This is a genomic window from Streptomyces sp. NPDC045955, from assembly GCF_056430805.1.
This window is the reverse complement of sequence record NZ_JBWKKY010000003.1, coordinates 1-13,499: the sequence shown is the minus strand read 5'-3', so window position 1 is coordinate 13,499 and position 13,499 is coordinate 1. Positions and strand designations below refer to the sequence as shown.

Here is a 13,499-nt window from a genome sequence, read left to right as displayed (position 1 = left end):
ATTGTCAGTGGTGGGCGGCAAGCTGGAGGTGCGCCCCTTGTGTGCGGGGCGTGACCGATGACTCCGACACGGGGAGAGCCGACTGATGCCCACCGCCGTACTGACCGACCGCGAACGCACCGCCGTCCAGGCCTATCTGCGCCTGCTGCACACCGTCCGCGCCGCCTTCGACCTGGAGCCCGGCCCGTGCGGCGCCCCCCGGCCCCCGGTCGTCCCGCCCGCCGTCCTCGCCGAGGCGGAAGAGGCCCTCGACCGAGCGGGCCTCACCGGCAACGAGGAGGCGTTCTTCCAACTGCTCCGGAACTGGTGCCCGGAGCCGGGCCCCTGAGCCGACGGCGGTGGTCGCGCCCGCCGACGTCCGCAGGCGCGCACCCCGCACGGCTGTCTCAGTCGTGCGGTACTGCGACCGCCGTGGCGACCAGGCCCCGGTCAGTGGTCCAGTGGCCGTCGAAATGGCCGAGGCGGCGGTCGCCGACGCGTGGGCCGGGGACGAGGAGCGTGGCGCGGAAGGTGCCGCGTGGCCGGTCGCCGGGGGCGGCGGAGAGGTCGATGTCGGCCTCCGTGAAGTCCAGCCACTCGCCGGTGAGGGGGAACCACGCCTTGTAGACGGCCTCCTTCGCGCTGAACAGCAGCCGGTCCCAGTGGACGTCGGGGCGCTGTGCGGCCAGGTGCCGCAGGCGCTCGGTCTCGGTCGGCAGGGCCACGGCGGGCAGGACGCCCTCGGGCAGCGGCCCGTGGGTCTCGGCGTCGATACCGAGGGAGGCGAGGTCGGTGGCGCGGACCAGGGCGGCGGCGCAGTAGCCGTCGCAGTGGGTCATGCTGCCGGCCAGGCCGGCGGGCCAGCGCGGGGCGCCGCGCTCCCCGGGCAGGACCGGCTGCGGCGGCACGCCGAGCTTCTCCATGGCCCGGCGGGCACAGGAGCGGACGGCGGCGAACTCCCGGCGCCGCTTGGCGACCGCCCGCGTCACGAGCGCCGCCTCCTCGGGGTACAGCGGGGCGTCCGCGCCCTCGCCGCCGTACGCCTCCACGGTGACGACGGTCTGTGGCAGCAGTTCCCCGATCACCGCTCCTCGCCCTCCGCCGGCAGGATGCGCCGCAGCCGCCCCGGCTCCCCGGCCCGCTTGCGCCACTCCCGGGGGTAGCCCACCGACACCTCCTCGAAGCGCACGCCCTCGTGCCAGGTGGTGCGGGGGATGTGCAGATGGCCGTAGACCATCGTGTGGACGCGGAATCTTCGGTGCCAGTCGGCGGTCAGACCGGTGCCGCACCACATGGCGAACTCGGGGTGCCACAGGACGTCCATCGGGTGCCGGTGCAGCGGATAGTGGTTGACGGGGATCACAGGCAGGTCGCCGGGCAGTTCGGCGAGCCGGCGTTCGGTCTCGGCGACCCGGGCCCGGCACCAGGCCTCCCGGCTCGGGTACGGGTCGGGGTGCAGCAGGTACTCGTCGGTGCACACGATGCCCGTGCCCTGGGCGTACTCCAGGCCCTGTTCCTTGGTCGCGCAGCCGGCCGGCAGGAACGAGTAGTCGTACAGGAGGAAGAGCGGCGCGACGGCGACGGGGCCTCCGGGGCCGTCCCAGACGGGGTAGGGGTCCTCCGGTGTCGTCACGCCCAGGTCCCGGCACAACTCGACCAGGTGGTCGTACCGGGCGACACCGCGCAGGGTGACGGGGTCGCTCGGATGGGTCCACAGCTCGTGGTTCCCGGGCACCCAGACGACCCTGCGGAAGCGGCCGGCGAGCGTCTCGAGGGTCCAGCGCACATCGGCCACGGCCTCGGCGACGTCCCCGGCCACGAGCAGCCAGTCGTCGTCCGACCCGGGCCGCATCCGCTCGACCAGCGCGCGGTTCTCCGGATAGCCGATGTGCAGATCGCTGATGGCCAGCAGTTGTCCGGCGCCACCGGCCGTCGACGTCACCCCTCGTCCTCCTCCGCGCACCCGACGCAAACGCCACCACGAGATCACATCACCGCGCCCGGGGACAAGGGCGGAACGGACGAACGGGACTCGCGATCCGTAACACGCGCGTTGCACGACACGGCCCGCCGAGGCCGTATGATCTGCCCCAACACCACCGCTGAAAACTTCCCTCTCGCAGGGGCGGTTTGGTGTCCCTCCATTCCTCCTGCCCGGGCACGGGCTGCTGAGCCCTGCCCGCGAACCGTGAAAGGCGGCCTGCATGGTCTCTCGCGTACGCGTCTGGCTCAACCGCACGTACGCGGAGAACGTGTTCTTCATGGATCAGCTGCGGAGAAATCCCAGCGACCGGGCCGTGGAGATCCATGCCACGCACGGTGACCCGGACTCCCCCGTGCTGGCCGCCGCCGACACCGCCGAGCTGGAACCCGAGAACCTCTCCCCGGCCGGTTACGTCGAGTACGCGCTGGACCAGTGCGGGCGGCGCGGTATCGACGTGTTCGTGCCCCGGCTGCACCAGTCGGCGATCGTGGCGCACCGCCCCGAGTTCGAGGCGGCCGGTACGGCGGTGCTGGCACCGCCGCCCGAGGCGGTGGCCGTCTTCCACGACAAGGTGATCGCCTACGAGGCGGTCCAGGCGATCGGCGTGCCGGTGCCGCCGTGGTGGCGGGTCCGGTCGGCCGATGAACTCGTCGCGGCGGTCGAGGAGTTGGAGGCCGCCGGGCACAAGGCGTGCTTCAAGCCGGCGTCCGGGGCGGGCGGGGTGGGCTTCCGCGTGATCACGCGCACGCCCTTCTCGCTGATGCACCTGAACGGTTTCCCGAGCCCGTACGTGCCGCTCGACCTGGTGCTGGAGGCGCTGGGACGGGCCGAGGAGCCGGTCGACTGGCTGGTGATGCCGCGCCTGGAGCAGCCCGAGGTGTCGGTGGACTGCCTGACCGGTCCGGACAACCGGGTCCGGCTGGCCATCGGCCGCACCAAGAACGGCCGCCGCCGGGGCTTCACGCTGCATGGGCAGTGGCTGGACCCGGCCCGGCGGATCGCGGAGGGCTTCGGGCTGCACTACCTGTCCAACATCCAGTTCCGGATGTTCGGCGACCGGCCGGTCCTGATGGACGTCAACACCCGCCCGGCCGGCGGCCTGCACCAGCTGTCGCTGTGTGGTGTCAACGCTCCCTGGGCCGCCGTCCAGCTGGCGCTCGGCGAGGACCCGGGTGAGGTGGTCCCGCCGTTCCTGGGCCAGGACTACACGGTGGTGTCGGGGCCGCGTCCGCTGCGGCCGGTGCAGCTGCCGCAGCAGCGGCCGGAGGCGACGGAGCAGCAGCCACTGCCCGCGGTGCCGGCCGACTCCGTCGAGGCGGCGGCCCCACAGGCCACGGTCGGGGCCCTGCCCCTCTAGGGGGTGTCCGCAAAGCCCCTGCCCCCCTTCAGTCCCTGTACCCCCATGCCTGGGCCAGTTCCCTCAGGCGTGGGGGAAGTTCGACGTCCGGGTCGGCGGAGCGGGCCGACTGGATGCGGCCGGACTTGATGGTGCTGGACCAGTCGCCGAGCTGGGGGCGGAAGGTGCCGTGGTCCTTGCTGCCGTAGTCGAGCATGCCGGGCTCCCACGGGACGCCGAGGTGGTCGCAGATGCCCCGGGTGACCTTCTCCGGCTCGGCGGTGAGCTCCTCGTAGGTGATCACATGGGGGTCGAGGTTCAGGCGGGCCTCCTCCAGCTTCTCGCTGTAGTCGAGGACCTCGGCGCGGACGGCTTCGTGATCGGGGTCGGCACGCCGGTCGGTGAGGGACCTGACGACAGCGCCGGGGTGACGCAGCAGCAGGATGTAGCGGGCGTTCGGCCAGCATCGGCGCAGACGGGGCCAGATGAGGGTGTTCGGCGGGGTCTTGTCGACGATGACGTCCGTGCCGCTGCGGGTGAGCTCCAGGTGCAGCACCCGGTCCCACAGCACGTGTTCCAGCTCGTCCTTGTCGAGGTGCAGCGCCCTCATGGCGTTCGCGGTGAAGTCGCGGGACAGGTGGACGTGCACCGTGCGCAGGTGCATCTCGTGCGGGGCGCGGATACGGCTGTGGCTGTTGAGCAGGACGCGCAGCAGGGTCGAACCGGAGCGCACCGACGACAGGACGAACACCGGCGAGTCCACCAGCCGGGGGGCGGTCGGAGCGGTGTAGGTGTCGGGCGCCGGGCGGGGGGCGGGGATGGCGTCGAGGTTCCGGCGCGGTGGACTGACCGCCTGTATCACCAGCCTTCCGCGACGCTTCAGGCCCTTGCCGATGGCGGCCATACGCGGGTCTCGCACGGTGACACCTTTCGTTCGCGTTGTGCGTTCCGCATCCCAGAGGGAACGGGCGAACGTCAGGTGTCCGGAAGGCGAACCGGCCTGCTCACGGACGTCCACATACCGCCCGTGAGCAGGCCGCTTACCGGTTCCTTAAACTTTCGTCAGAATCGGCCGGCTCCGCGGTAGAGCTCCAGTTCCCCTTCCAGTTCGACGGCCAGCACCGTGGCGTGCGGGTCGAGGTCCGGCACGGCGGGAGGCTCGATCCACAGGACGCCCGGTGTCTCGTGGAGACCGCCGGTGACCCGGTGGGCCAGTTCCGTGCCGCTGCCGAGCACCGAGACCCTGCGGACTTGGCTGAGCAGGCCGCGGACGTTGATCTCGGCACGCGGGGCGTCGAAGAGGGTCAGATAGAGGGTGCGGCGGTTCTTGGAGAGGGTGCTCGGGCCGTAGTGGTGGCCCGGCGGGAGTCCCCGTCCAGTGCCGTACACCGCCTCCGCGTGCCGGGCGATCCAGTCGCCGAGCCCTTCCAGCCGCTCCGCCTGTTCGGCCGGGATCGTGCCGTCCTCGCGCGGGCCGACGCTGAGCAGCAGGTTGCCTCCGCCGCCGATGGTCTCGGTGAAGTAGCGGATCAGCTGGTCGACCGACTTGTGGTTGTGGTCGTGGTGCTGGTGGCCCCAGGAGTCGTTGATCGTCAGGCACAGCTCCCAGGGGCCCTCGGGCGGGACGACCGGGGCGCCCTGTTCCGGCGTCGCGTAGTCGCCCTCGCTGAGCATGCGGGCGTTGAAGACGACGTCCGGTACCTCGGAGCGGATGAGGGCGGCGAGTTCGGGGATGCGCCACTGCTCCTCGCTGCGGTCCCACTCGCCGTCGAACCACAGCAGGTCGGGCTTGTAGCGGGAGGTCAGTTCGCGGATCTGGCCGTCGCGGTAGGCGAGGAACCTCTCCCAGGCCTGAAGGTTTTCGTCCTCGGCGGCGACCTCCGAGTAGCGGTTGTCCTCCAGCTCCGGCGGCCGGTCCGGCTTGCGGGTGGAGGCGTAGTCGGGGTGGCTCCAGTCCGAGTGCGAGTAGTAGAGCCCGACCTTGAGGCCCTGCTCGCGCAGGGCGTCGGCGTAGCCGCCGATCAGGTCGCGGCCCACGTTCAGGTCGCCGTACGCCGTGTCCCACAGGGTGACGCCGTCGTGGTGGCGGCTGGTCAGCACGGCGTACTTGGCGCCGGCCCGCGCGAAGAGCCTCGCCCAGTCGCGCGGGTCGTAGCGGGCGGCCGTGAAGCGGTCGAACTGGGACATGTACTGGTCGTAGGGGACGATGCCGTCGTAGAACGACCAGGACTCCTGGACGCCGTCGACGGCGTAGATGCCCCAGTGGATGAAGATCCCGAGCTTGGCGTCGGTGAACCAGGGTTGCATGGCCATGGGTCAGCCCCTGCGCAGACGCAGCGTCAGGATCTGGAAGGGCCGCAGTTCCAGAGGGACAGCGCCGTCGTCGTCCACGCCCGCCTCCTCCAGCGGTCGCTCCAGCAGGTCGGTGATCTGCGCGCCGGCGAGCGGGAAGCCGGTGCGCAGGGCGCCCCGGGCCCGGCCTCCGCGGGACTCGTAGAGCCGTACCACGACGTCGCCGGAGGCGTCGTCGGCGAGCTTGATCGCCTCCACGGTCACGCCCTCGCCCTCGGTGGAGACGACCGGCGCGGGAGCGCCCGCCGCGTCGGCCACCCGGAGCGGGAGGTTGAGGGCGTAGCCCTCGGCGACGGCGTCCTCGACGGTCGCGCCGGGCAGCAGCGCGTAGGTGAAGCGGTGGCGGCCCTGGTCGGCCTCGGGGTCCGGGATGCGCGGCGCGCGGACCAGGCTGAGGCGGACGGTGGTCGTGGTGCCTCCGTCCTCGCGGACCGTGCGGGACACGTCGTGGCCGTACGTGGAGTCGTTGATGACGGCGACACCGTAGCCGGGTTCGCCGATGTGCACCCAGCGGTGGCCGGAGACCTCGAAGCGGGCCGCCTCCCAGCTGGTGTTGGTGTGGGTGGGCCGCTGGATGTGGCCGAACTGGATCTCGGCGGAGGAGTGCGGGGCGCGGATGTCGACCGGGAAGGCCGCCTTGAGGATCTTCTCGGTCTCGTGCCAGTCGATGTCGGTCTCGATGTCGATGCGGGGGCTGCCGGCGCGGACGGTGATCGTCTGGGTGATCTTCGAGCCCTTGCCGAAGTCCCGCTCGACGCGGATGGCACCGACCAGCGCGTCCTGCTCGACGACCGTGACGGACGAGGCGTCGAGGAGGTCCGTGTAGCGGTTCTTGTAGTGCTTGTCGATGTCCCAGGCGTCCCAGTAGTTGGGCAGGTCGGTGTGCAGGCGCAGCAGGTTGCCCGGCTCCGCCAGGACCTCGCGGTTCGCGCGCAGGTCGCGGACGGACGACAGGGTGCCGTCCTCGGCCACCTCCACGCGGACCAGCCCGTTGTCGAGCACCCGGCCGCTCACGGTCACCGGCTGCGGGGGCTCGGCGCCGGCGAGGGGCGCGGAGCCGCTCGCGGGCACCTCCACGTACACCGGTGCGCCCTCGGAGGTGCGGACCACCTCGGCGCGGTCGTAGGGGCTGGTGTTGAAGACGCGGGTGGTGCCGGAGCCGAGCGCGGCCAGCGCCTCGGCGGTCAGCGCCTGGAGTTCACGGGCCACACGGGCGTACTCGGCCTCGGCCTCCCGGTGCACCCAGGCGATGGAGGAGCCGGGCAGGATGTCGTGGAACTGGTGCAGCAGCACCGTCTTCCAGAGGCGGTCCAGCTTCTCGTGCGGATACGTGTAGCCCTGCGCGTGCAGGGCGGCCGTGGTCGCCCACAGCTCTGCCTCGCGCAGGAGGTGCTCGGAGCGGCGGTTGCCCTGCTTGGTGCGGGCCTGGGAGGTGTAGGTGGCGCGGTGCAGTTCCAGGTAGAGCTCGCCGACCCAGACAGGAGCGTCCGGGTACTCCTCGCGGGCCTTGGCGAAGAACTCGTCGGGGTGTTCGACGACGACCTTCGCGGAGCCCTCCAGGTCCGCCAGCCGGCGGGCGCGCTCCATGATCTCGCGGGTGGGGCCGCCGCCGCCGTCGCCCCAGCCGAACGGGGCCAGGGAGCGGCTGGCGCCGCCCTTCTCCTGGTAGTTGCGGACCGCGCGGGACATCTCCTCGCCGCTGAAGCGGGCGTTGTAGGTGTCGACCGGCGGGAAGTGGGTGAAGATCCGCGTGCCGTCGATGCCCTCCCACCAGAAGGTGTGGTGGGGGAACCTGTTGGTCTGGTTCCAGGAGATCTTCTGGGTGAGGAACCACTCGTTGCCGGCGAGCTTGGCGATCTGCGGGTAGGCCGCGTTGTAGCCGAAGGAGTCCGGCAGCCACACGCCCTTGGTCTCGATGCCGAAGTGGTCCATGAAGAACCGCTTGCCGTGGACGAACTGGCGGGCGACGGCCTCGCCGCCGGGCAGGTTGCCGTCGGACTCGACCCACATGCCGCCGACCGGCGCCCACTGGCCGTTCTTGACCGACTCCTGGATGCGGGCCCAGACCTTGGGGTAGTTGTCGCGCACCCACTCGTACTGCTGGGCCTGGGAGCAGGCGAAGATGAAGTCGTCGTACTCGTCGGCCAGGGACGTGACGTTGGAGAAGGTGCGGGACGTCTTGCGCTTGGTCTCCCGGATCGGCCAGAGCCAGGCCGAGTCGATGTGGGCGTGGCCGACGCCGGAGATCGTGTGCGCGCTGGCGTGCGCGGGCTTGGACAGCACCGGCTTCAGCGCCTCGCGGACGGCGGGCGCGGAGCCGGAGACGTCGTCCAGGTCGAGCAGGTCCATCGCCCGGTCGAGCGCGTGCGCGATCTCGTGCCGGCGCGGGTCGTGCTCGCCGAGCTCCAGCATCAGCTCGCGCAGCACCTGGACGTCGAGGTCGAGGTGCCAGACCTCCTCGTCGAGGATGGCGATGTCGGCGCTGCGGAAGGTGTAGAGCGGCTTGTCCCCGGCGGTGAGGATGTCGCCGAGCGGGGTGGTCTTCGAGAAGTTGTCCGCGAGGATGTCCGGGTTGGAGGCGGCCTCGACCAGGTACTCGACCGTCTCGCCGCCCGTCGCCGGGTTGGCGATCGCCACGTACTGGTTGAGCGGGTTGACGGCCTTCAGCGGGGTGCCGTCCGTGAGGTGCACCAGGGCCTCGGCCTGGTTGCCGGGCCAGTCGCCCACGAAGCCGAGGTCGATGACGGCCTCGACGCGGCGGCCCGCCCACGCCTCGGGCACCTGTCCGCGCATGCGGAACCAGGTGGTGCCCCAGGGCGGTCCCCAGGGGGTGCCCATCGCGAAGGGCGCGTACGAGGCGGCGGCGGCCTCCTCGAACGGGACCGGCTCCCCCGGGGCCTGCCAGGCCTCGACCCCGAAGGGGACGGTGGCCGCGTAGATCGCGGTCTTGATGCGCTGGTCGTGAAGGCGCTGCACGCGCTCCTCGATGCGGCGGCTTTCGTCGTGCATGAGATGTCTCCAGGAAGCGGGAAGAGCGAGCAGGCGGGAAGCGGTGGGGGAAAGCGCTTACCGAGCGGCGTTCACCTAAGGTACGCCAGTCCGGGGTGGACCTCGGTGTAGCCCTCGACCAGCCTGCGGGCCACGTTGACCGAGTCGACGAGCGGGTGCAGCGCGAAGGCCTTGACGGCACTGGCGCGGGAGCCGGAGTCGGCGGCGGCCAGCACTTCGCGCTCGACGGCCTTGACCGCGCAGACCAGCCCGGTGGCGTGGTCGGGCAGCGGGTCGACGGCGACGGGGTGGGCGCCGTTGGCGTCGACGAGGCAGGGGACCTCGATGACGGCGTCCGTGTCCAGGACCGACAGGGTGTGCTGGTTGCGGACGTTGAGGATCAGGGTCGTGCGCTCGTCCCGGGCGATCGCCCGCATCAGGGCGAGGGCCACCTTCTCGTAGCCGCCGGACAGGTCGTCCTCGTCGCGTTCGCCGGCGCCCGCGGTCTCGCGGTTCTCGGCCATGTAGGTGGCCTCGCGCTCGGCACGCGTGCGGTCCCAGACCTTCCACGCGGGGGCGTCCGGGTTGCGCATCTCGGCGTAGAAGCGGGCCTGCTGGTCGTGCAGGAAGGCGCCGCGGGTCTTCTCGGCCTGCTGGTAGGCGCGGACGGCTTCCCGGTTGAAGTAGTAGTAGTGCAGGTATTCGTTGGGGATCGCACCCAGGGACCGCAGCCAGTCGACGCCGAAGAGCTTGCCCTCCTCGAAGGAGCCGAGCAGGTCCGGGTCGGCGAGCAGACGCGGGAGCTCGTCGCGGCCGGCGACGCGCAGGCCGCGCACCCAGCCGAGGTGGTTGAGGCCGACGTAGTCGATCCAGGCCTCCTTCGGGTTCGCGCCGAGCACCCGGGCGATGCGGCGGCCGAGACCGACCGGGGAGTCGCAGATGCCGATGACGCGGTCGCCGAGGTGGCGGGACATGGCCTCGGTGACCAGGCCGGCCGGGTTGGTGAAGTTGATGACCCAGGCGTCCGGCGCCAGACGGGCGACGCGCCGGGCGATGTCGACGGCGACCGGGACGGTGCGCAGGCCGTAGGCGATGCCGCCCGCGCCGACCGTCTCCTGGCCGAGGACGCCCTCGGCCAGGGCCACGCGCTCGTCGTTCGCCCTGCCCTCCAGACCGCCGACGCGGATCGCGGAGAACACGAAGTCCGCGCCGCGCAGGGCCTCGTCCAGATCGGTGGTGGCACTCACCTCGGGCGCGTCGGGGACTCCGGCCGCCTGCTCGGCGAGAACGCGCGTCACCGCGGACAGTCTCGCGGGATCGAGATCGTGCAGGACGACGTGCGTCACCCGGCCCTCGGCGTGATCCTGGAGGAGCGCCCCGTACACCAGCGGCACGCGGAATCCTCCGCCGCCCAGAATCGTCAGCTTCACGTCTGCACCCTTCCCGTCACGACGACCTCGACTCCTGCGTCCTGCAGGGAGGACCGCGTCGCCGCGTCGACCGGCTCGTTCGTCACCACCACGTCCAGCTCCTCGGGACCGCAGACCTTCGCCATCCCGTGCCCCGGGAACTTCGCCGCGTCGGCCAGGAGCACGACCTTCTCGCCGGCCTTGATCATGGCGCGCTTGACCGGCACCTCCACCACCGTCGTGTCCATGACCTGCCCGCCGGGCCGCACGCCGCTGGTGCCGAGGAAGAGCCAGTCGGCGTGCAGCTGGCGCAGGTTGTCCTCGGTGAGGAAGCCGACCAGCGAGCGGTACTCGCGGCGGACCATGCCGCCGAGCAGGACCAGCTCGATGCCCTCGTCGTCGGCGAGCTCCTCGTAGACCACCAGGTTGCTGGTGATCACGGTGAGCCGGCGGCCGTGCAGCTGCCGGGCCAGGCGGTAGGCCGTCGTCCCGATGTCCAGCAGCACCGACTGGCCGTCCCTGACCATCGCCGCCGCACGCTCGGCTATGGCGTCCTTCTCGGCCACGCGCACCTCGGCGACCTCGGCGAAGGGCTGGTCGCCCTCCTCGACCACGGCGCCGCCGTGGACGCGGGTGAGCAGCCCGTCTTCTTCCAGTTTGACCAGGTCACGCCTGATGGTGGCGGGACTCACGCCGAGTTGCTCCGAGAGGTCGGTCACGGACGCGGGCCCGCCGGAGCGCAGGGCCCGCAGGATGAGTTGGTGTCGTCGTTCTGCCAGCACGGCGTGAACAGTACTCGTCATCCCCAATCATTTCCATGCTCACTTCTGCTCGGGTATTGACCAATCTCTCCGAGCGGCGCACGATTCCGGTCACCGAAATGAAGAGTTTTGACGAGCTCGCGGGGTGGGCTCCTCGAACGCTTCCGAACGAGAGGACCCTCCGTGGACGACGACCGGCCCGATGTGCTGCTGACCGGGCTGCTCTTCTACGACCTCGTCCTCACAGGGCTCGGCAAGGCCCCGACCCCGGGCGAGGAGATCTGGACGACGGGCATGGGCTGCGGGCCGGGCGGCATCGCCAACCTGGCGGTGGCGGCCAGCCGCTTCGGCCTGCGCACCTCGCTGGCCACCGTGTTCGGCGACGACCTCTACGGCGAGTGCTGCCGGGACATCCTGTGCGACCAGGAAGGCGTCGACCTCTCGCTCTCCCGTACGGCCGACGGCTGGCCCACCCCGGTCACCGTCGCCCTGGCCCACGGCACGGACCGTGCCCTGGTCACCCACGGCCAGGAGCCGCCGTACTCGCAGGACGTGCTGGTGGGCGACCCGCCCGTGGCGCGTACCGCCCTGGTGCACATCGAGGCGCAGCCGCGCGACTGGCTCGCCAAGGCCGCCGCGGGCGGCACGCAGATCTACGCGGACGTCGGCTGGGACCCCAGCCAGGAGTGGTCGACGGCCCTCCTGGACCAGCTCGCGCTGTGCCACGCCTTCCTCCCGAACGAGACGGAGGCCATGGCCTACACCCGCACGGACAGCGCGGTGGCCGCGCTCGGCGCGCTGTCCGAGCTGGTGCCGGTCGCGGTCGTCACCCGGGGCGGGGACGGCGCGGTGGCCGTCGACCAGACCACCGGCGAGTACGCCGACGTGCCCGCCCTCCACGTCGAGGTACTGGACGCGACGGGCGCCGGAGACGTCTTCGGCGCCGCGTTCGTCACCGCCTCGCTCGGCGGCTGGCCGCTCGCGGAGCGGCTGCGGTTCGCGGTGCTCGCCGCCGGGCTGTCGGTCCGGCACCACGGCGGGGCGCTGGCCGCCCCCGGCTGGTACGGCGTCGACCGCTGGTGGCGCTCCCTGACCGACCCCGATCTGAAGCGGGCCTACGGCTTCCTGGCGGACCGGCTCCCGGAGAACCCCGGTCCGCCGGTCGTGTACGCCCCCGTCACCCCTCCCGCACGGCAGCACTGACCTTCACCCACACCTCGGCACCACGAACAGGAAAAACAGGAGTGACCCGTGGACCTTTCTCGTAGAGGCTTCCTCCAGGCCGCCGCGCTCACCGCGGCCGCCTCCGGCCTGACCGTCGCATGCGGCGGCAGCTCGGGATCGGGCGGTACCAAGAACGGCAAGAGCCTCACCATGTGGTACTGGGGTGGCGCGCTGAGCGACAAGGTGGTCGCGGAGGCCAAGACGCACTTCGGCAGCCAGATCAAGCTGACCGCCGCCTCCATCGGCGGCGACTTCAAGCAGAAGCTCACCACCACGCTCGCGGCGGGCAGCTCCGTGCCCGACATCACCGGCATCAAGGGCGAGGACATCGCGTCCTTCCTGCCCAACGCCGACCGCTTCCTCGACCTGAACGAGCTGGGCTTCAAGAAGGTCTCGTCCCAGTACCTGGACTGGAAGACCAAGCTCGCCCAGACCGAGGACGGCAAGCAGATCGGGTTCCCGATCGACATCGGCCCCACGGCTCTCTTCTACCGCGCGGACCTGTTCCGCAAGGCCGGGCTGCCCACCGACCCCGACAAGGTCGCCGCCGAGGCCGGGACCTGGGACGACTACTTCGCGCTCGGCTCCGAGCTGAAGAAGGCCGTGCCCGGCACCTACCTGATCAACAACATGGGCTCGGTGTTCAACATCGCGGTCGGCCAGGGCACCAAGCGGTTCATCGACGAGAACAACCACTTCATCGGCGACCAGGACCACATCCGCGCCGCGTGGACCACGGCGGTGCGCCCCTACACGCTCGGCATCGACGCCAAGATCAACGACCAGACCTGGAACGCCGCCATCGGCAAGAACCTCGGCACCGAACTCGGGGCGGCCTGGCACGCGCTGGACATCGAGCAGGCCGCCCCGGGCACCAAGGGCAAGTGGCGGGTCTGTGCCACGCCCGGCGGACCGGCCAACCAGGGCGGCTCCTACCTGGCGCTGCCCAAGCAGTGCCGTAACCCCGAAGAGGCATTCAAGATCATCAGCTGGATCCTCAGCCCGGCCAACAACGCCCGCGGCTTCACCGACGCCGCCATCTTCCCCGCCTCCCCCGCCTCGTACGCCATGCCCGCCATGACGGGCGCCGACGCCTTCTTCGGCGGGCAGAAGGTCATCGAGGTCTTCGGCCCGGCCGCCAAGGCCATCCCGGTCAGCTACGAGGCACCCGCGGACGCCGCGGTCATGGCCCCCTACTTCACCGAGCTGACCAGCATCGAGGCCAAGGGCAAGAAGCCCGACGCCGCCTGGAGGGACGCCGTCAGCCAGGCCAAGCAGATCGCCCGGCGACAGGGGGTGAACTGAGGTGTCATCACCTCCGGTCACCGGTCCCGCCACGGTGCCCGAGCACCGTGGCGGGGGGGGGGAGGGGCGGGTTTTTCCCGGGTTGGACCCCCCCCCCGGGGGGGGCCCGCGCGGAAGGAGGAGGGAAGGGAGGAGGGTGGGGGGGAGGGGGGGGAAAAAAA

11 protein-coding genes are annotated in these 13,499 nt (G+C 71.3%); 4 read left to right on the top strand and 7 right to left on the bottom strand.

The window, feature by feature from the left end:
* Positions 1-85: 85 nt before the first annotated feature.
* Positions 86-328: a hypothetical protein gene (locus AC07F0_RS06500; protein ID WP_436728500.1), complete on the top strand. Its 243-nt coding sequence runs from the start codon at positions 86-88 to the stop codon at positions 326-328.
* Between the two features lie 58 nt (positions 329-386).
* On the opposite strand, the gene AC07F0_RS06495 is transcribed toward AC07F0_RS06500, so the two are convergent.
* Positions 387-1,064 carry a 4'-phosphopantetheinyl transferase family protein gene (locus AC07F0_RS06495; RefSeq protein WP_478975043.1) on the bottom strand — a complete coding sequence of 226 codons (678 nt, stop codon included), beginning with the start codon at positions 1,062-1,064 and terminating at the stop codon, positions 387-389.
* Positions 1,061-1,921, bottom strand: coding sequence for a metallophosphoesterase family protein (locus AC07F0_RS06490; protein ID WP_478975040.1), 861 nt, complete (start codon positions 1,919-1,921; stop codon positions 1,061-1,063). Before AC07F0_RS06490 ends, AC07F0_RS06495 begins: the two co-directional genes overlap by 4 nt.
* Before the next feature lie 262 nt (positions 1,922-2,183).
* Between AC07F0_RS06490 and AC07F0_RS06485 the strand changes: the two genes are divergently transcribed.
* Positions 2,184-3,320 (top strand): ATP-grasp domain-containing protein, encoded by a 1,137-nt coding sequence (locus AC07F0_RS06485; protein ID WP_478975037.1) that lies wholly within the window; start codon positions 2,184-2,186, stop codon positions 3,318-3,320.
* Between the two features lie 28 nt (positions 3,321-3,348).
* Here AC07F0_RS06485 and AC07F0_RS06480 read toward each other — a convergent pair whose 3' ends face one another.
* The 5 genes from AC07F0_RS06480 to AC07F0_RS06460 all read right to left on the bottom strand — a co-directional run bounded on the left by AC07F0_RS06480 (position 3,349) and on the right by AC07F0_RS06460 (position 10,830).
* Complete coding sequence (locus tag AC07F0_RS06480) at positions 3,349-4,218, bottom strand: sulfotransferase family protein (RefSeq protein ID WP_478975034.1); 870 nt, start codon at positions 4,216-4,218, stop codon at positions 3,349-3,351.
* 143 nt (positions 4,219-4,361) lie between these two features.
* Complete coding sequence (locus tag AC07F0_RS06475; RefSeq protein WP_478975032.1) at positions 4,362-5,612, bottom strand: alpha-L-fucosidase; 1,251 nt, start codon at positions 5,610-5,612, stop codon at positions 4,362-4,364.
* 3 nt (positions 5,613-5,615) lie between these two features.
* A complete protein-coding gene (locus tag AC07F0_RS06470; protein WP_478975029.1) occupies positions 5,616-8,660 on the bottom strand; it encodes an alpha-mannosidase in 3,045 nt (1,014 codons plus the stop codon).
* Positions 8,661-8,731: 71 nt separating this feature from the next.
* Positions 8,732-10,069 carry a 6-phospho-beta-glucosidase gene (locus AC07F0_RS06465; RefSeq protein WP_478975026.1) on the bottom strand — a complete coding sequence of 446 codons (1,338 nt, stop codon included), beginning with the start codon at positions 10,067-10,069 and terminating at the stop codon, positions 8,732-8,734.
* On the bottom strand, positions 10,066-10,830 hold the full coding sequence (locus tag AC07F0_RS06460; protein ID WP_478975023.1) for a DeoR/GlpR family DNA-binding transcription regulator: 765 nt from the start codon (positions 10,828-10,830) through the stop codon (positions 10,066-10,068). The genes AC07F0_RS06465 and AC07F0_RS06460 overlap by 4 nt, the downstream gene beginning before the upstream one ends.
* A 162-nt stretch (positions 10,831-10,992) precedes the next feature.
* Between AC07F0_RS06460 and AC07F0_RS06455 the strand changes: the two genes are divergently transcribed.
* A complete protein-coding gene (locus AC07F0_RS06455) occupies positions 10,993-12,012 on the top strand; it encodes a carbohydrate kinase family protein (RefSeq protein ID WP_478975020.1) in 1,020 nt (339 codons plus the stop codon).
* Between the two features lie 48 nt (positions 12,013-12,060).
* On the top strand, positions 12,061-13,338 hold the full coding sequence (locus tag AC07F0_RS06450; protein WP_478975017.1) for an ABC transporter substrate-binding protein: 1,278 nt from the start codon (positions 12,061-12,063) through the stop codon (positions 13,336-13,338).
* Positions 13,339-13,499 lie beyond the last annotated feature (161 nt).